16 protein-coding genes and 1 pseudogene are annotated in these 17,922 nt (G+C 42.4%); 6 read left to right on the top strand and 11 right to left on the bottom strand.

The features are described from left to right. Positions 1-2: 2 nt before the first annotated feature. Genes nrfD through nrfB form a run of 3 tightly spaced genes read right to left on the bottom strand, consistent with a single transcriptional unit; the run spans position 3 to position 2,252 of the window. Positions 3-974 carry a cytochrome c nitrite reductase subunit NrfD gene (nrfD, locus tag ACQEXT_RS11085; RefSeq protein WP_426952042.1) on the bottom strand — a complete coding sequence of 324 codons (972 nt, stop codon included), beginning with the start codon at positions 972-974 and terminating at the stop codon, positions 3-5. Positions 975-976: 2 nt separating this feature from the next. Then, a complete protein-coding gene (gene nrfC / locus ACQEXT_RS11080) occupies positions 977-1,663 on the bottom strand; it encodes a cytochrome c nitrite reductase Fe-S protein (protein WP_138973724.1) in 687 nt (228 codons plus the stop codon). Position 1,664: 1 nt separating this feature from the next. Next, positions 1,665-2,252 carry a cytochrome c nitrite reductase pentaheme subunit gene (gene nrfB, locus ACQEXT_RS11075; RefSeq protein ID WP_426952041.1) on the bottom strand — a complete coding sequence of 196 codons (588 nt, stop codon included), beginning with the start codon at positions 2,250-2,252 and terminating at the stop codon, positions 1,665-1,667. A gap of 539 nt (positions 2,253-2,791) precedes the next feature. On the opposite strand from nrfB, the gene nrfA reads away from it, so the two are divergent. Then, on the top strand, positions 2,792-4,156 hold the full coding sequence (gene nrfA / locus ACQEXT_RS11070; RefSeq protein ID WP_426952080.1) for an ammonia-forming nitrite reductase cytochrome c552 subunit: 1,365 nt from the start codon (positions 2,792-2,794) through the stop codon (positions 4,154-4,156). Positions 4,157-4,244: 88 nt separating this feature from the next. On the opposite strand, the gene ACQEXT_RS11065 is transcribed toward nrfA, so the two are convergent. Beyond that, entirely contained in the window at positions 4,245-4,796 is a 552-nt protein-coding gene (locus ACQEXT_RS11065; protein ID WP_426952079.1) for a TPR domain-containing protein, read from the bottom strand. A 60-nt stretch (positions 4,797-4,856) separates the two neighbouring features. Here ACQEXT_RS11065 and ACQEXT_RS11060 point away from each other — a divergent pair. From ACQEXT_RS11060 to ACQEXT_RS11040, 5 genes and pseudogenes are all read left to right on the top strand, one after another. Beyond that, positions 4,857-4,940 (top strand): annotated as a pseudogene (locus tag ACQEXT_RS11060) (DUF2956 family protein); the annotation flags it as partial. A gap of 161 nt (positions 4,941-5,101) precedes the next feature. Next, the gene (locus ACQEXT_RS11055; RefSeq protein WP_349954043.1) at positions 5,102-6,364 is read left to right on the top strand and encodes a site-specific integrase; all 1,263 of its coding nucleotides are present in this window, start codon (positions 5,102-5,104) and stop codon (positions 6,362-6,364) included. A 6-nt stretch (positions 6,365-6,370) separates the two neighbouring features. Continuing rightward, complete coding sequence (locus tag ACQEXT_RS11050) at positions 6,371-8,053, top strand: hypothetical protein (RefSeq protein WP_349954044.1); 1,683 nt, start codon at positions 6,371-6,373, stop codon at positions 8,051-8,053. Continuing rightward, complete coding sequence (locus ACQEXT_RS11045) at positions 8,046-10,286, top strand: hypothetical protein (protein ID WP_264403527.1); 2,241 nt, start codon at positions 8,046-8,048, stop codon at positions 10,284-10,286. Before ACQEXT_RS11050 ends, ACQEXT_RS11045 begins: the two co-directional genes overlap by 8 nt. After that, the gene (locus ACQEXT_RS11040; RefSeq protein WP_264403528.1) at positions 10,286-10,705 is read left to right on the top strand and encodes a hypothetical protein; all 420 of its coding nucleotides are present in this window, start codon (positions 10,286-10,288) and stop codon (positions 10,703-10,705) included. The genes ACQEXT_RS11045 and ACQEXT_RS11040 overlap by 1 nt, the downstream gene beginning before the upstream one ends. On the opposite strand, the gene ACQEXT_RS11035 is transcribed toward ACQEXT_RS11040, so the two are convergent. The 7 genes from ACQEXT_RS11035 to ACQEXT_RS11005 form a co-directional block, all read right to left on the bottom strand. After that, positions 10,677-11,015, bottom strand: coding sequence for a DUF2956 family protein (locus ACQEXT_RS11035; protein WP_050634003.1), 339 nt, complete (start codon positions 11,013-11,015; stop codon positions 10,677-10,679). The genes ACQEXT_RS11040 and ACQEXT_RS11035 overlap by 29 nt on opposite strands. Before the next feature lie 368 nt (positions 11,016-11,383). Beyond that, positions 11,384-12,208 carry a Cof-type HAD-IIB family hydrolase gene (locus ACQEXT_RS11030; RefSeq protein ID WP_176703871.1) on the bottom strand — a complete coding sequence of 275 codons (825 nt, stop codon included), beginning with the start codon at positions 12,206-12,208 and terminating at the stop codon, positions 11,384-11,386. 50 nt (positions 12,209-12,258) lie between these two features. After that, the gene (araC, locus tag ACQEXT_RS11025) at positions 12,259-13,098 is read right to left on the bottom strand and encodes an arabinose operon transcriptional regulator AraC (RefSeq protein ID WP_176703870.1); all 840 of its coding nucleotides are present in this window, start codon (positions 13,096-13,098) and stop codon (positions 12,259-12,261) included. Positions 13,099-13,162: 64 nt separating this feature from the next. After that, complete coding sequence (locus ACQEXT_RS11020; RefSeq protein WP_176703869.1) at positions 13,163-13,675, bottom strand: hypothetical protein; 513 nt, start codon at positions 13,673-13,675, stop codon at positions 13,163-13,165. 48 nt (positions 13,676-13,723) lie between these two features. Continuing rightward, positions 13,724-15,214 carry an L-arabinose isomerase gene (araA, locus tag ACQEXT_RS11015; RefSeq protein ID WP_176703868.1) on the bottom strand — a complete coding sequence of 497 codons (1,491 nt, stop codon included), beginning with the start codon at positions 15,212-15,214 and terminating at the stop codon, positions 13,724-13,726. A gap of 9 nt (positions 15,215-15,223) precedes the next feature. After that, positions 15,224-15,964: an L-ribulose-5-phosphate 4-epimerase gene (locus ACQEXT_RS11010; RefSeq protein WP_176703867.1), complete on the bottom strand. Its 741-nt coding sequence runs from the start codon at positions 15,962-15,964 to the stop codon at positions 15,224-15,226. Continuing rightward, positions 15,957-17,657, bottom strand: a complete 1,701-nt coding sequence (locus tag ACQEXT_RS11005; RefSeq protein WP_176703866.1) for a ribulokinase — start codon at positions 17,655-17,657, stop codon at positions 15,957-15,959. The genes ACQEXT_RS11010 and ACQEXT_RS11005 overlap by 8 nt, the downstream gene beginning before the upstream one ends. Positions 17,658-17,922 lie beyond the last annotated feature (265 nt).

Raw genomic sequence — 17,922 nt, 5'->3', positions numbered from 1 at the left:
ATTTATACAACCGTCATTTGACCAGCATAGAGAATAAACGTACGTAACATCAGTACGCCAACCAAACTCAATGTTGTTACCATCAGGATATAACCACCATTGTGACGTGTTTCTTTTGGTGTCACCGCATTAAGGGTTAGCGGCAGAACCATACCAATCAGCACGACACCAAACCAGAACCAGTTGGACCAAAAACCGCCACCAATTGCATTCCAAGCCGCTACTTCATTTTGGCCACCACTAAAAATTAGGCCAGTAAAGAAAGTAACCAGTACAAAAAGCTCAAACATCACAACAGGACGCTCAAAGCTATGTACCCACGAAACACTTGGGCTTGTTGCAGACTCTTTAAAGACTAAGATGCCAAACATCAAACACGCCGCAGCACCAGATGACAGACTTGAGAACAAGAACAGTATCGGCAACACAGGGTTATTAAGCATTGGATAGGTTTTCAGAGCAGACAACAGGAAGCCTGTATACGCCGCTAGAACAATCGCTAGGAAGCCCAAAAATAGCTCAATAGCGTTAGAGAACTTACCTGATTTAATCAAGAAGCCATCGGCAAAATCAAGCAATTTACTCGGCAGCTTACCATCACAGAATTGGATAACTTGGTGACGGAATATGATCCCAATCCAAATGAACAATACGATCATGTAGACCTGGAAGAGAATTACACCCATCGACATTACCGAACTTGGGTTGTAGAAAATCATGATTTTCCAAAACGACAAAGGCTTGGTTAAGTGGAAAATCAAAATTGTCAGTCCCGAGATAATGCCAAATGGTGCCAGCCAAGCCATCGCCTTGATAATGCCATTATTAGCCGGATCGCCTTCGATCACTTTACGTTTTAGATACAGCGAAATCATCACCGCACCAGCAGACATACCAGCGAGGAATAGATAGATTGCGATGATCCAATCCCAAACCAGAGAGTCAAAGTGGAATGCACTTTCAAAACCATTCATTATCAGATCTCCCCTTTCTGGTGAGGCACTTTGTATAGCTTAGGCTTAGTGCCAAGATGTACCTTGTCGCGGTACACAACTTCACTGTTCAATACCTGATTTATCTCACTGTTTGGATCATTGAGATCACCAAAGGTCAACGCCTGCGTCGGGCAAGACTCAACACAAGCAGGAAGCTTGCCTTGTGCTAAGTTTGTGTCACGACAGAAGTTACACTTGTCAGCGGAATGGTCGACAGGATTAAAGAAGCGAACTTGATAAGGACAGGCCGCTAAACAGTAGCCACAACCGACACACTTCTCTTTGTGTACATCAACAATGCCAGTCTTCTCATCTTTGTATGCCGCCCCAGTTGGACAAACATAAACACACGGTGGGTTTTCACAATGTTGACAAGATTTGCGAGTAAAACGGTAATCAACATCAGGAAACTCACCCTGTGGTTCACTGCGAATAATCTCAAGGCGAGATACACCTTCCGGAACTTTGTTTACTTCACGACACGCTTCGGTACACGCAGTACAACCGATACAAGCGGTTTCATCGTGAATCATGCCGTATAACTTGTTGCCATCCTGCTCAACATTCGCCAACGTTTTTCGGCTATTGAACACCGCGGTTCCTGCCACACCTGTAGTGAAGATCACAGCACCTGCGCCGGTTAAGAAGTTTCGTCTAGAACAACTCATACTACTTCTCCTTCTTCAACTGGTTAAAATCGGCGTGACAATCCACACAAAGCTTGATGCGCTCTTTCTTCTCAAGAGCCAACACTTTAGTTTTGTTTGCATGAACATCATGACAATTTGAACAGGTAAGATTTTTTGCATGAACATCATGAGTCCAGCTGTCATCACGCAGTCTTTCTGGTGTGTGACAATCGGTGCACTGACTATTCGCTTTAAGAATCTTTTGTGGATCAAGGAAGACTTTATCGGTTCCCGATGCAGATTGAGCACTAGAATATTTAGTAACTTGCGGCGCACCCTCTCGGTGGTCTGGTCCTATATTGTTGTGGCACTCAGTACAGTTGACTTCTCGACCCAGTATTTTAAGTGCGTCTTCGCCATGAGAACCCGCGAGTGTTTGTTTAGAATCCTTATGACATTGAATACACTTGTAATCTTTGTCACGGATAAGCGTGACTTCATGACGTGCTGATGTTCCTTCAGACTGCACAGTTGAAGTGTCGGCAACGGCATGAAGAGAATAACCATAGAGGCAAAATGCTAGAAGGGACTTAAGCATTATGACTATGGCCAACTTTATATTGCCCATATTATCCTTTCCTTATTCCCGTACCATTTACTGATTAAACAATAAGTTGATATACGGTTTAAAATTAAAGTCTTTCGATGTGCGATAAAAACACACCGAATGAGATCAATTCTTATTTTGGATAAGCCACAACGCTATTAAGAATATAGTACTCCTCCTACACTAAAGAGGTACATTAAACTGTTCAAAATTCGATCTGAATCACCGAATATATCTTCACCAACCCGCACTAAGTTATTGATGATAATAAGTTTCATTAAGTAAAGACAACCAAACAGATACCCCTAAAGAGGTATAGGGACACTAATTTGAACTGGATCACTGTCCAAAATTGATCTTGAACAATGATGGATTATTAATAAGTTATTTAATTTATTTCTATTTATTACAATGTATTTCAGTTTCTCCAGTTCTTAGTTTGGAATATAGCCAGTTCACAACGCTGCTAATAAAAAACAGAATACGGAGATAGCACTGTGAATAAATTGCATTGGATACCAAAATCCGCTGCAGCATTAGCAATTGTGGTTAGCTCACTAATGAGCGTCACTAGCTTTGCTGCGTCCGACGAAAAAGGCTTAATTGATCCTCGTAATGACGCCTACCAACAACAGCACCCCGACCAGTACGAGTCTTGGAAAGCGACGTCAGAAAGCGAACATATTGAAGACGCGCTAGCAGAAGATCCCAACATGGTTATCATGTGGGCTGGTTATGGCTTTGCTAAAGATTACAACAAAGCTCGTGGTCACTTTTACGCATTAGACGATGTTCGTCAGACTCTGCGTACGGGTGCACCACAAGACGAAAACTCCGGTCCAATGCCAATGGCATGTTGGAGCTGTAAAAGCCCTGACGTCGGTCGTGTGATTGACGAGCGTGGTGAAGATGGCTACTTCCAAGGCAAATGGGCTCGTCTAGGTGATCAGATTGCTAACCCAATTGGTTGTGCCGACTGTCACGACACTCGTAGCGAAGCGTTCAAAAATGGTGAACCTGCGCTTGCATTAGCCAAACCATATGTTGAACGTGCATTTCAGGCCATCGATAAACCATTTGAAAAACAATCTCGCCTGGATCAGCAAGCTTCGGTATGTGGACAGTGTCACGTAGAGTACTACTTTACTGGCCCTAACAAGTCTGTGAAGTTCCCATGGGATCGCGGCACCACTGTTGGCGAAATGGAAGAGTACTACGACGCACTTGGCTTTAAAGACTGGACACACAAAGTATCTAAAGCCCCAATGCTAAAAGCGCAGCACCCTGGTTACGAAACTTGGCGTGATGGTATTCACGGTAAGAACAAAGTCGCTTGTGTCGATTGTCATATGCCTAAAGTGACCAAGGAAGACGGTACCGTCTACACAGACCACAAAGTCGGTAACCCATTTGACCGCTTCGAAGATACCTGTGCAAACTGCCACACTCAGTCTAAAGATCAGCTACGTGACATCGTTTCAACCCGTAAGGCACAAGTACTAAACATGAAACTGACTGCCGAAAAACAAATTGTCGCGGCTCACTTTGAAGCAGGCGCTGCGTGGGATGCGGGTGCAACCGAAGAGGAAATGAAAGACATCCTTCAAGACATCCGTCATGCTCAGTGGCGCTGGGACTACGCTATCGCCTCTCACGGTGTTCATATGCACGCACCTGAAGTGGCACTTGAAGTACTCGGTACTGCGGTAGACCGCGCTGCGGATGCTCGTACTAAAATCGTCCGTCTTCTAGCGAAGAAAGGCATCACAGAACCCGTTGAACTCCCTGACATTTCAACTAAAGCGGCTGCTCAAAAAGCACTTGGTATGGATATGGATAAGATGAATGCTGAGAAAGAAAACTTCCTCAAAACCGTCGTTCCATACTGGGAAAAAGCGGCAGAAGCACGTGAATCAAAATACTAACTAAAGCATGAAAATAAAAACCGGCGAAATACGCCGGTTTTTTTATAAGCCTTTCACACGGCTCAAACACTCTCTCAATTCGGGCTATTTAGAGCATCGCTTTCGCTTGGTTCAAAGAGTGAATAATCGACACGCGATCTAAATCCGTGCTGTTAGAATCCAGCATTTGTGTCCAAATATCGATCGCTTGTTGATAACGCAAACTAATAAAGTGGTCGCCCGCTATCAGAGCTAATGCTGTGAGATTGTTGGGTTCAAGGTTTAGGGCCTGAGCAAGCAAAGCATCCACTTCGTCAGTCATCACTTGTTTTTCTAAATAATAAAGCGCACTGGCTTTGGCAGCTAACTGACTCGCTGACGGTGTGTCGCTTAGCCGTATCGTGTAGTCAAAGCAGGTAAGAGCGGATAGAAACTCCTGCTTGTTCATATAACCATGACCAAGCTGGAACCACAATTCAGCTTGGTTGGGATCTTGCTTGAGTTGCTGCTGCAATGAGCTCATCCAATCAGAGGAAGTGATTTGTTCGATCGGCTCAGAGGGGGATGGTTTGTCTCCCTGCCACCACAAAGACAAAGGTATTGCCAGCATTAAACTCGCAATCAAGGTTCGTTTCATTGGCATACCCAAGCTTTTGATCATCATTTGATAACTATAACGTGTTAGGATATCCGCATCCTTGATCTAGCTAGACCTATCAACATGAAAAACAAAGTTGTTCCCTCTCAGGAAACACAACAAGAAGCAATGAAAATTGCCAAGGCTACGCAAAAGCCCGGTCAAACCATTCGGTACTGAAAATTTTCCGTAAAGAATTAAATTAGACTATTATCCTCTCAAAATCCGATTTAAAAAGGCCAATTTAGTTCTTAACTTTACAAAAAACACAAAGCAAACTAGACTCAAATAACCTAAATAATGTACGGTTTTTTTTTGTAATGGATTTTATGATCAACAAAGTAAATGTTAATGGTGTACAGCAGGTATTCTTTGTTGATGAACTAGGTCTGCCTATTACGGATAACATAACCATAAATTGGGCAAACAACTACATCTGTAAAGAAAAAGAGCACAACACTATTCGCTCACGAGAAACAGAGAGCGCGCACTTACTCTTTTCTCTTAAATACTTCATTACTAATGGAATTGATGTAACAAGACGCGTTGAATCTGGTAGATACATTACATTCAATGAAGTTTTAGATTTCTCTACCCACTGTTTCAAGAAAGCCAAAATCATTCAACAACAAACGAGCAGTAAGGTTGTTTCTTTTTCTACGAAAGACTTTATATCTCCAGCCCTAAAAAGTATGACATTTGAGGCAGAGAAAGTTGCGAATGGTACAGCAGCAGCAAGAATGCTATCAATGAAAAGCTTCATCGAATACTTGCACAAACGCATCCACACGAGTTTTACTGATACTGACACTGTGCTTAATTATAAAAATACGATGAGGAACTTAAGCTTAGAAATCAAAAAAGCTAAAACCGAAAATAAGAAAGTCATTGATATCGATAAACCTATTTTTGATGAGGAAGTTTTAGAGGCTTTATTTGATATGATTCAAGTTGGTAATCCTGAGAATCCGTTCAAATCAGGGCAAATAAGAAATCGAATCATCATTGATACTATTTTCGACACTGGCATACGTCGAGGAGCTCTTCTCCAAACTAAAATCACTGATTTGCGTGATGAAAATATTGAACGAATCGTTATCGAAAATCGCGTTAATAGAGATGACATAAGACAGCACCGCCCTACACAAAAAAGTCAGTCTGGTCAGGTAGCAATCGAACCCGAAATTATGCTCAACATCAAAAAATACATCGAAGAAGAGAGGGTTAAATACCCAATGTCAGAGAACCATGATTTTATTTTAATTTCTGAATGGGGAACCACGGCTGGTCAGCCACTTTCGATAACTGGGTTTAATTACATATTTGAAGTACTTTCAAAAGCCATTTCTAAAAAATTAGGCCGAAAGGTGACGATTGGACCACATCAAATCCGACACCACTGGAACCAAAAGTTCAGTGAGGATACTGAGGCTGCAGGGTTATCGAATACTGAAACCGATAGACTACGCAAAGATCAGATGACTTGGAGTGCGAAGTCAGAAATGGCTGAAGTTTATAATGTTAGGCATTCACTCAAGAAAGTGAGAGATATCAAGCAGCGCTACCAAAACAAAATGTATTTTGGAGATTAAGTCGTTATGCCATTGAAGCAAGTAATAAAACTAAGGGAAGAGCTTTATCTTCCGCGTACAGCTAAAAACAAAGCGTTTGAGTTTATCCCTGCTGCACTTGAATGGCAACTCGATATCAAATGGAAAGAAAATTTGTCCTTTATTCATGATGCTCCAATCTCACTAGAACAAAAAGAAGACATGATTTCGTTTCTGGCTTTTCGAGCAATTCATTTTGTCAGAGGTTCTTTTATAAAAAACATTCAAGTACTAAAACTAATTCTAAATAATACAATTGATTCATACACCCCTAAAGATTTCGAAGAGGCTTTTGATAAGTATGCTCCAGATAGCTACAAAAGCGGATTCAAAACAGCAATAAGAAAGTACATAAATCAAAGTGGGGAGTTTCAAAGTCAAGCACTCAATGTATTTTATCTCAACCAATGCGAAAGCTATAAACCAGCCTCGGTTTCACGAAAGCATCTAGATCCAGAGGTAGGAGCACATACCTCAACGGAATTTGACTCAATAATGGAGGGAATGCGGCTCCTGACTCAAAAAATGAATCAGGTATTAAATAAAGAGCGTCCTTTCTATGCAGAGCATGGAGATAGTTACGTTGCCTTTTTACAAGGCGGCATGCTCTGGGTTCTGATGATATCGATATTAAGAAGACCTATACAGCTACGCCAGATTAAAATGGGTGATTTCAGAACGGTCAATGGCGATTTTGATGCAGAATTCAACAATGCGGATATTCTCATGGACTACGATGAGCTAAAGCTGCAAACCTACCGAGCAAAAAATAGTTTACCTCCACGTACAGATTTAGATTTGGATTTACACTTGCTTAATCGCAAGCATAGTCAGCTTATCATGAAGTTCAGCATCAAGCTGTTTCAAGAGCAACTGTACAGACTGAACGAAAAAGGAATTACACTGACCGAATTAGAAAAGAAAGAACTGTTCAAACGATACCCGCTATTTCCATCATACAATGATCTTTTATGCTCAACGCAATTTGATTCCAAAGAAGATATTTTTAGCTATTTATCATCTGACACACTTGCGGGACATATAACAAAAGAGTCATTGGAATATGCAGCAACTACTGTTGCTAACGACATTTTAAGACCTGCGTATTTCTCTGAGCGAGTTCCTAATCCTAAAAAAAATGTTACAGGTAACAACCGTATCCGCCATACGGTACTGACTTCAATGGCGCGAGAAGGTGTCGATGCTCACACATTAGCTGCAATTACTGGTGTTAGTGTCAGTACCGTTAGATTTTACGTTGATATGACGCCAGATGAGCGGCTTTGGATTGATGAAACATTAGGAAAAAACGCAGCGTTAGCTGATTTTGGTAAAGTACGTATTCAAGACCAAATGAACAATGACGATGACGTGGCATTTAATGAATATGGGGAAGCTTTTGGGGCTCATGAAGAGAGTACAAGGTGCTCTGGCTGTAGAGAAGTGCTTCCTGTGCCTTTAAGTTGCTATGGTTGTGATAATTTTAATGCATTTAGCAATGCAGATCACCAATCAGAACTAAATAGAGCCACTAAGAAATATGAATATAACATAAAAAATGGTCAGTCGGAACAGTCCTTAAAGCGTCTTAAGAAAGCTATTGACTACATTGCTATTACGATTAAAAAGTGCCAACAATACAAGCAAGTAGAGTTAGGAAAGCATGATTAATCGATACCTTAACAAGCTCATTAAAGACTTTAAGAATGCTAAATGGGATTCTCGAATAAAGAATCTTGATGGCAGTCCTTTCCCTAAAGTTTTGAGTAATAAATTGGAGATAAAACCCACTAATGACAAATCTAACGTTTTAATATTTCACAATACACACAATACTGACCAGAAAGTATACCCAAAAACCAAGTTAAAGCGATCATGGTTAATACCTAATGAAACCAAAATGGCTTTGGCACTATTCCTAAACCATAAGTTGCAGTCGTGCAATATTGATACTGTTGTAAGTGCATCTCGGAGAGTAATGGGTTCCCTTACACTTTTGAACCTTCAACCACATGAGTTAACTCAAAATAATTACTCTCGAATCATAGAGAATAGTTCCTCTAAAACTAATCTCGCACGTTTTAATGCGTTTATTAACTGGTGCGTAAAAAATGAGTATTGTGAGCTAATTAGACCACAAGCAATCTCGGATGGTGGAATATATGATGGACATAAACGTCGATTAAAAAAATTACCCGATGTATCAAGCGTGCTCGCTCTGGGCGATATTTTTTGTCAAACCATCCCTACGGATCGAACATTATGGGATACCTCACCTAATACAAGTCAAGCGAATGCACTAATGTCGATTTATTCAGCTCTCTGCCTAGCTTCTCCAAACCGAATGTGTGCTGAGGTTATTACACTTCAAAAGCAAGAGCTTCTAAAGTTCCAAACTAAAGATAAGGAAGGCAACGATGTAACCCTGCACTCCCTAATGTGGCAAGGGAGTAAAAATTACAAGGATAACGAGAACCACGTGGGCTCATGGATTGCTGAACAACTTGAACGTGGAATAGAATATTTCGATTTAGTTACAGCACCTTATCGCATTTTAGCCGCTTTTTGGACAAATCAAAAAAGCACCATTAAGGAACTATTCCCTGTCATAAATGATTCTTTAACCGAGCGTTTAGATACAGCCAAACTAACATTGTCTGACACACCAAACTTTATACAACTTGGATACTTATTAGGCTTCTACCAAGGCGATACTTTTAAACTAAACATCGATGGACCCAATAAAAATAAATCCACGGTACACGTCTCAGAGTTTAGTGGCGATTTTAAGGTATTCTTCGGCCGAACCTCTGGGTTAGGTAAATTGCTCGGTTACAAACAGTTATCCTCAAACTCAAGCCTAATTACACAAACGAAGTTAAAATTCAGGAACTTCACAACAATTAATGAGCTTCAACAGTACATATACCAAATTATGACTCGTGACTGGCCAAGCTTTCCAGATTTATCCATGGGTGAAAGTCAAAACAAAACATTAATTTTAAATGCCATGTGGTGCTTAACAGGCTACTCGATAAATGGTGATGGTGGTTATTATCAACTAATCAAAGCAGATACAATCGTAGGATTAGTTCGCAAAAAATTAACTCAGGGTAATTTATTCAAAGACTTTAACTTCTCTGTACGCTTAAAAGTTACACCTCACAATTTACGACACTTCATCAATCATAATGGGTATATCAATGGGGTTCCTGACTACATTCTCAACATGTGGTCTGGGCGTCAAGACTCCGAGCATTTAATTCACTATATCCATGAAAGCGAAGAGGATAAATTGGCTCGTATCCCAATGGTGACTGAGCAAATTAAAGTGGAAAACATCACTGTAACTTCAGAGCAAGAGTACGCCAAGCAACGAAGGCTAGTAGACGGCGCTACTAGTAGAACCTCTGTAGGCTTCTGTAGCAAAGATTTACGCTACTCGCCATGCACTTACCTTTCTGAATTTGAAACGCAATGCACCTTCTGTGAGAATTCTTGTCATGTTGCTCATGATGAAGCAGGCATAAGGGTATTAGAAGATGATTACGAGATTCAATGTGGACGTTTGATTTCTCATCTATCGTCGCCCAAGAAAAACAATAAGAATCAAAAGCAATGGTTCAAAATGCATAAGGCAAATACTTACTTGTTACATCAACTAATAGACACTCTGAAAGATAAGTCTATTCGCCCTGGTTCAGTAGTGCGAGTTATCACCGATGTGCAGCAAATACGCATTGCAGACTTAACCACAAAATCCATATCAAACAGAAAACTACAACTTGATATTATGGATGAAGAAATTCAAGAAGGTTTAAGCCTCCTTGAATACAAGAAAGAAAAAACACAAAGAGACAAAGAAACGGATGCATTCTTAGATAAACTGTGGGGAGATCTATAATGGCAAAACCAAGTTTGAGCATGAGTGATGTTCGAAAAGTAGAAAAGACATTAATCACATGGCAAGGCAAATTAGGTTGGGAGACTTTGGTTAAGCACCTTAAAGAAAGCCACGGCATCACGACCACTCGCCAAACTTTATGTACGTATAAGTCTATTGCAGGTGGGTTCGCCGACGCAAAAGATCGCCTTAGAGGGATACCTAAAGCGGTTAAAAAGAGTCCAAACGTAACTCTCAAACAAGCAGAATTAATTCAGACAATTGATGAACTGAGACTCGATAATGGGAACCTAGAAAAGCAAAATGCGCTACTCAAAGGTATGCTAAATGCAATCAATTGCGAGTCAGAAACAAACCCAGTGTTAAAAGAGGTACTTAGAACTGTAAGATCTAAGTATTTGAGTAGTAAAAAGCAATAAATCCAACCCAGGACAAAGCTAATAGCACCCAAGGTAGAACGGAAGTTTTTGTTTCAGTAACTTGTAACTCAACACTATCCATTTTATCTTTCGCTCTGGCTTTACTGTGAGCCTCTTGCTTTTTCGCTTTATCCGCAGCCCTTGCTTTAACTTTTTGCTGCTTCTTGTAGAGGGTAATCCCTTTTTCAATCCCTTGGGCAATAAGCTGCGTTTCAGCCTTTTTTTGACCAGGGCGCTGAGTTGCTTTCGCTATCTGAATTGCTTCTTCAACTGTTTTTTCTGAAGGTTTAATGTCTGATTTATTTCGCATGAATAACTTCCTTTTGTCCACCACATCGTAACCCAATATGATACAAGACCATAGTGTTCAAAAAGATACAGATATCGTAGAACAATATAGTTATGGCAAACTTGCTTAGACTTGCGCAATCTTGTTCAATCTAAACGACCCGTAAAAACTTACTCACATTTAAGCAACGGCTTCATATTCAACTTAGTGATAGGATCACAAGCCTATGGCCCTATAGCTGATTGCATAGCCTTCTAACCTCACCTTTGCTTGCTCTCCCTTAGTGCAGATCAATATCTAGCAAGGTTTTGGACAAAACCTTCTTAGAGTTTTTACGTAAATTAACGAATCATGGATTACGTCTGAATCGTAAAATAACCCCTAGTATGTTACATTGGGAAGAGTTCTTTTAATAATAACGCTAACCCTTTTCCTTGATTGTCCGTACTCGTCAAACGATCAGCGGAGTTTTGTACTTTCTCGCTAGCATTTAGCATCGCGACACCACAACCCGCCATAGAAAGCATTGAAACATCGTTGAAATTGTCCCCGATCGCAACAGTTCCATTCATATCAAGCGACATATTTGATGCATAGTCCAGTAGCGCTCGGCCTTTACTGTGTCCTTTAATGGCTAAATCAATTCGGTTGTTTCCTGAAATAGAACCAGAAAAATGAGTGGTGACCAGCTCTTCTTGCAAAAACTGGTTGAAGTTATTCGTGCTGCCTTGAACCACAAACTTCCAAATACATTCCGCTCTTTGCTGTTCTTGAACTAGGTTTTCCACAAAGTAAATATTAGGTCGTTTATCGATGGGATAACTATCAGCCCATTGTTTTAGAGGTAAGATATATGGCATAGGGTCTTGGTCCCAAACCGCCATACCCGAATCAGTGTACATCACTATTTTTAAGTCATAGTCAAAAGTGAGTTGCAGGAACGCATTAGCCAAAGTTGGGGGAATTGGTGTCCCGCTTTCAACCTGCTGATTTAAATAGTTGTATTGATAAACACCGTTGCAACAGATAATCGGCAAGGTAACACCCAATTGGTCATAATAAGGTTTTGCTGCTGTATGGTGGCGACCTGTAACGACCACAATATGATATTTATCTACAATTTTTTGAACATAGTCTCTCACCCAAGGGTTTAAAGTATGATCATTTCTGAGTGCCGTACCATCAAGGTCTAAAGCGAGCAATTGGTAATTCATGCGATATGCCGAGTTTATTATGTGGAAAAGCAAGAAATTTTCTTGCGCGACTAAGTGATTTGCTTTCTATAAAGCTTAGGGCTAACACCAGACTTGCGTTTAAAGACTCGTGAAAAATAGAGGGGATCGGTATAGCCGACAACCCTGCCTATCCTGTTAACCGAATAGTTGGTGGTCACCAAGAGTTGCTTAGCTCGGCTGACTCGTTGATCGTCTCGCCATTGAGTAATCGTCATACCAACTTCATCACGAAATAGGTGACCTAAACGTGAAGCGGATAAACAAGTGAAATCCGCAATGTCTTCTAGAGAGAAACTTTGACTTAAATTTTGTGTCATATAGTTCATCGCCTCAATCACACGTGGGTCGAGAGGTTTATTGACGACATCTGGCTGGATACTTTTACAGCGAATAATCAGTTGTTCAAGAAGGTTGATCGCTAAATCATCGCGATAAGGCATATCGGATTTAGAAATATATTCTATATCGATAAATAGCTTCTCTAGCATTGAAACCGTGCTGCTTTCTATTCCCTTGGTTAGATATACCCCTTTATGCTGTTCGTGCCAGCAAAGCCACTCGTTCCAAAATGCACGTGGACGAAAATAAATCCATCGGTGGAACCAAGAGGCATTGTCTTCTTTGCGATGATAAAAGTGAGTCGTACTCGGTGGAAAGAGCAGTAAGTCACCCGCTTTTACATCGAAAGCCTCATCACCATGGAAAATAGTACCCTCTCCTTGGCTGGTGAGGTTAATAATGAAACCTTTCATACCATTTGGTCGATCAATGACAAAATCTAGCTCATCTCCTTCAATAATAGGAGTGAGGCCAGCCACAAGGTGAGCGTCAAAGTTATACCCGGGCTTTAATGGATCATTGTTTTGCATGCGTTATCTACATTGAGGTTTATGTCAGTTTATTCTGGCTACAATAAAGTGTCACCGTGATTCCTCACAGTTTATCCAGAATAATCCACTGTTTAGCAGAAAACGCTTCTCTGAAAAAATCGGTCTTCTCCGTTTTGGATAGAAAGTCACTCGGCAGACCGTCTCTTCTATGTTGCCAAGGGAAGTGAGGTTTAGGGGTTGCTTCCTTATCAATAGGGCGCGGTAGATGTTGGATTTCGTGGCGGATATCTAAACGTGTAGGTACGCTATTGCGCGCTAGGTATTCAATCACCAGTGCATCGCCCGAAAAATGGTAATTCATGTTAATCGACAACGTTTCTGAATGTTGCACCTGACACCACTGCTCTAGCCGATCCGTTTTGTGACGAAACTTCCAGTTAGCTTCCGATACAGAAATCAGGTTTCCGTTATTCATAACCTCAATAACACCAACATAATGAGTTTCACCATCGTATTGAAGTTCAAAACTCGTGGGGTGCGCACTGGCGAGCTTAAGTACCCAGCATGATTTATCCAATTGATAAATTGGAGTAGTAACTACATCTGTATCATTCACAAGTAGGCTCCAAAGTGCTCCCCTCAGGGAGCACGTTCATTGGGTACATTAACAACGGTAGTAAACCCCGTTGTTACGAAGGTCTTGTTTAAATTGACGTAGGTTGGTGTTGTTATCAATAACAACCATTTCAATACCCAGGATCTCTGCGTAGTCAGCAAGCATTGGCAATGTTACCGCTTGGCTATATACCGAGTGGTGTGCTGCGCCAGCATGAATCCAAGCTGCCGCCGCGATATTTAGATTCGGTTGTGGTTCCCACAGAGCATGTGCGACTGGTAGGTGCGGCAGTGATTGTGGTGGCGTTACTGTATCTAATAAGTTCACCACCATTCTGAAGCGGTCACCAAGGTCAATGATGGAGACATTGAGTGCTTCGCCAGACGCGCCGCTAAAAATCAATCGTGGAATATCACAACGGCAACCGATAGTATGACGGTGGATTTCCAGTTTTGGTTTTGCAGCAGCAATCGACGGACAAACCTCTAACATGTGCGCGCCAAGTACCTGGCCTTTACCTCCAAAGTTATAGGTGTAGTCTTCCATGAAAGACGTACCGCCTTCTTTACCTTGCGCCATGACCTTCATAATATGAGTCATCGCTGCGGTTTTCCAGTCGCCTTCGCCACCATAACCAAAGCCTTTGCTCATCAAGCGCTGTGTTGCTAAGCCCGGAAGATTTGTGATGCCAGTTAGGTTTTCAAATGTGTTTGTGAAAGCAGTTGCTCCGACTGACGTCAAGAACGACTCCATACCGAGTTCTAAGCGCGCCTCTTGAACCATTAGTTTTTTCAGCTCAGCATCGCTGAATAGCTCTGGAGACATTTCGTATGTTGAGGCGTATTCATCCAACAGGCTGTTTACGTCAGCTTCAGAAACTGAATTCACCACATCGCTCAACTCGCCGAGTCCGTAGGCATTGACTTCGTAACCAAACTGAATCTGCGCAGAAACTTTGTTGCCTTCTGTGACCGCTACTTGACGCATGTTGTCACCAAAGCGTGCGACCTTCAGTTGTTGACCCGCGTTCACACCGATTGCAGCACGGCACCAATCATCAACGTCTTTATGCACTTGCTCGTCTTGCCAGTGACCTACGACGACTTTACGTTCAATGTTAAGACGCGTGCCGATGAAACCAAACTCACGACAACCGTGCGCACTTTGGTTTAGGTTCATGAAATTCATATCGATTTCATCCCACGGCAGTGCTGCGTTGAATTGGGTGTGAAGGTGTAAAAATGGTTTGTTGAGCTGTGTTAGGCCAGCAATCCACATTTTTGCTGGAGAGAACGTATGCATCCACAACATCAAACCGACACAGTCAGGGTCGTTATTGGCTGCACGGCATACCGCTAGGATTTCGTCAGGTGTTTTTACCGTCCCTTTATTTGCGATAGAAACCGAGATGCTTTCAGCCGCATTAAGTCCAGCAACAATTTCTTCGCTGTTGTTGGCAACACTTTCTAGTACTTTGGGGCCGTAAAGGTGCTGAGAGCCTGTTACAAACCATACTTGTTTTTCATTGAAAGCTTTCATCTTGTGTCCTTATTTTTTGGTTTGACCGTAGTAGGCGTTGGCGCCGTGCTTACGTAAATAGTGTTTATCGAGAAGAGCTGGATTTATTGTGCTGACGTTAGCGTTGATTTGCAGGGTTTGCAGTGCCATACCTGCAACAACCTCAACCACAACTGCGTTGTGAACCGCCTGATGGGGATCTTTGCCCCAAGTGAACGGCGCATGCTCTTTAACAAGAATCCCAGGTGACGCCATGACATCAGAATCACCGATGGTTTCGACAATGACCTTGCCAGTATTGAGCTCATAATCCGTCGCAATCTCTTCATCACTTAATGCGCGTGCACATGCAATTGGTCCGTAGAAATAATCTGCATGCGTTGTACCTAGAGCTGGAATAGCTTTACCTGCCTGAGCCCACGCTGTTGCTTGTGGTGAATGGGTATGGACGATGCCACCGATTTCTGGGTACTGACGATAAAGCTCCAGATGTGTAGTGGTATCGGACGATGGATTAAGATCGCCTTCGACAATTTGCCCTTGCAAGTCAACAACCACCATATTTTCTGCACAGAGATCGCTGTATTCCACCCCGCTTGGTTTGATGACTACGAGCCCAGATTCGCGATCAATCCCTGAGACATTCCCCCAAGTGAAGGTCACGAGGTTATGGCGTTCCAAATCGAGATTGGCTTGCCATACTTGATGACGAAGTGCTTTGAGCCTGTCAGATAGTGACGACACTTCATTCAAAATGCTTTGTTCAGGCATCTTTTCGCTCCTGCTTTTGATGGAATTCCGCAATTTGCTCCATATGTTGACCAAATTGGCGATAAGTATCGTAGCGCTGCGCGCGCAGTTCTTGAACGCCTGGATTTGGTTGGTATGTTTGACGGACAGGGCTTGCCATGACGGCTTGCGCTGCATTGGTATCTTGGTAAACACCAGCGGCAACCGCGGCAAATATCGCTGCACCGAGAGCACAACACTGATCAGATTCGACAACGATGATCTCGCGACCAATCACATCAGCACACATTTGCATTACGTAAGGTGATTTTTGGGCGATGCCGCCAATAGCAATGACGCGCTCTACGTTGACATCTTGATCGATGAAACAATCAACGATAGCTTTAGCGCCGTGTGCGGTAGATTCAACTAAGGCTGAGAAAATCGCGGGTGAAGCACTGCCAAGGTTTAAGTCGCAAATTGCACCTTTTAGGCGTTGATTGGCGTAAGGCGTTCTTCGTCCATTGAGCCAGTCCATGGCCACTGGTGTGTATTGATCGATCCCTTGCTGTGCAGCGGCATCTGACAACATTGGCAGTAGCTCAGAAGCAATTTCGTCTGCTGTTTTAGCGAAGTCTGGATGTTTCTCCGCATAAGCTTGCAATGGCCACATCAGGACATTTTTGAACCACGCATACATGTCACCAAAAGCAGATTGACCAGCTTCTAGAGCGAGCAGGTTAGGCATCGCACTGCCTTCTACTTGGCCGCAGATGCCGTGAATTGTGCGGTCGCCCACTTGGTCAGCGTCAACCATGAGAATGTCACAGGTTGAAGTGCCGATAACTTTCACTAAATCATTGGCACCTGCACCCGCACCAACGGCGCCCATGTGACAGTCAAATTCACCAATCGCAATGGCGATACCTTCTGGCAGCCCTAATTTTTCTGCCCAGCCTTGAGACAGGTAACCAGCAGCTTGATCCGAAGTAAACACTTCGGTAAACATGCGTTCACGCATGCCATCCAAAGTTGGTGAAATTGCACTTAAAAACTCTTGGTCTGGCAAACCACTCCAGCTGTCGTGCCACATTGCCTTGTGTCCTGCCGCACAAATGCCGCGCCGCAGTTTTTCTGGATGCTGAGTTTCTGCCAAAGTTGCTGGAATCCAGTCACAGAGTTCAACCCAACTATAAGCTCGTTCGGCGACTTTATCGTCCTGTTCGCTTACCCATGCAGCTTTTGCCCAGAACCACTCAGATGAATAAATTCCACCGATGTAGCGTGTGTAATCGGTAAACTGGCCTGAATGTGCAAGCTCGTTAATCAGATCCGCTTTGGTCACTGATGTGTGGTCTTTCCACAGCACAAACATCGCATTTGGATTGTTTTCGAATTCGGGTAATAGCGCGAGAATGGTACCGTTCTCATCAACTGGAGCTGGTGTTGACCCAGTTGTGTCAACGCCGATACCAACAACTGAAGCCGCAATTGATGCTGGAACCGTGGTTAGCACTTCTTGAATTGCGCTAGTCATTGCATCTAAATAATCTTGCGGGTGATGTCGGAACTGCGATTGAGCTGGCTGGCAGTAAAGCCCTTTCATCCATCTGGGGTAGTAAACGACAGAAGAGGAAACTTCTTGGCCTGTTACTGCATTTACGATAAGAGCACGTACGGAATCCGATCCGAAATCCAAACCAATTACATGCTGCTGTGTGTTCAATGTATCCATGACAACTCCAACGTTTGGTCAGCAAATTAAATCTACATAAAGTTATAGCTAGAGCTTGCCATTTATCCCATAAAGAACACCGCTATATTCATGGACAAAAACGTCGAGCGTGATGTTTTGTGGTACTTGCATCAAATTATTGAAGGTGTTTACTTTTTGCTCAAAAAAGATAAATTTTAACGTTTGCCACGCTCTAATCGTGATTTATTCTCATAATGGAGAATGATTGGGAACTGTGTCATATCCTCTGTGGCTATATGAATGG

The organism is Vibrio sp. TRT 29B02, from assembly GCF_050113655.1.
Lineage (GTDB): Bacteria > Pseudomonadota > Gammaproteobacteria > Enterobacterales > Vibrionaceae > Vibrio.
The sequence above is the reverse complement of the archived record's forward strand: the minus strand, read 5'-3'. Positions and strand labels throughout refer to the sequence as shown.

Excerpts from the sequence above, each read along its gene's own strand:
- nrfD (WP_426952042.1), bottom strand. The coding sequence starts at position 974 with ATGAATGGTTTTGAAAGTGCATTCCACTTTGACTCTCTGGTTTGGGAT.
- nrfC (WP_138973724.1), bottom strand. The coding sequence starts at position 1,663 with ATGAGTTGTTCTAGACGAAACTTCTTAACCGGCGCAGGTGCTGTGATC.
- nrfB (WP_426952041.1), bottom strand. The coding sequence starts at position 2,252 with ATGGGCAATATAAAGTTGGCCATAGTCATAATGCTTAAGTCCCTTCTA.
- nrfA (WP_426952080.1), top strand. The coding sequence starts at position 2,792 with ATGAGCGTCACTAGCTTTGCTGCGTCCGACGAAAAAGGCTTAATTGAT.
- ACQEXT_RS11065 (WP_426952079.1), bottom strand. The coding sequence starts at position 4,796 with ATGATCAAAAGCTTGGGTATGCCAATGAAACGAACCTTGATTGCGAGT.
- ACQEXT_RS11055 (WP_349954043.1), top strand. The coding sequence starts at position 5,102 with ATGATCAACAAAGTAAATGTTAATGGTGTACAGCAGGTATTCTTTGTT.
- ACQEXT_RS11050 (WP_349954044.1), top strand. The coding sequence starts at position 6,371 with ATGCCATTGAAGCAAGTAATAAAACTAAGGGAAGAGCTTTATCTTCCG.
- ACQEXT_RS11045 (WP_264403527.1), top strand. The coding sequence starts at position 8,046 with ATGATTAATCGATACCTTAACAAGCTCATTAAAGACTTTAAGAATGCT.
- ACQEXT_RS11040 (WP_264403528.1), top strand. The coding sequence starts at position 10,286 with ATGGCAAAACCAAGTTTGAGCATGAGTGATGTTCGAAAAGTAGAAAAG.
- ACQEXT_RS11035 (WP_050634003.1), bottom strand. The coding sequence starts at position 11,015 with ATGCGAAATAAATCAGACATTAAACCTTCAGAAAAAACAGTTGAAGAA.
- ACQEXT_RS11030 (WP_176703871.1), bottom strand. The coding sequence starts at position 12,208 with ATGAATTACCAATTGCTCGCTTTAGACCTTGATGGTACGGCACTCAGA.
- araC (WP_176703870.1), bottom strand. The coding sequence starts at position 13,098 with ATGCAAAACAATGATCCATTAAAGCCCGGGTATAACTTTGACGCTCAC.
- araA (WP_176703868.1), bottom strand. The coding sequence starts at position 15,214 with ATGAAAGCTTTCAATGAAAAACAAGTATGGTTTGTAACAGGCTCTCAG.
- ACQEXT_RS11010 (WP_176703867.1), bottom strand. The coding sequence starts at position 15,964 with ATGCCTGAACAAAGCATTTTGAATGAAGTGTCGTCACTATCTGACAGG.
- ACQEXT_RS11005 (WP_176703866.1), bottom strand. The coding sequence starts at position 17,657 with ATGGATACATTGAACACACAGCAGCATGTAATTGGTTTGGATTTCGGA.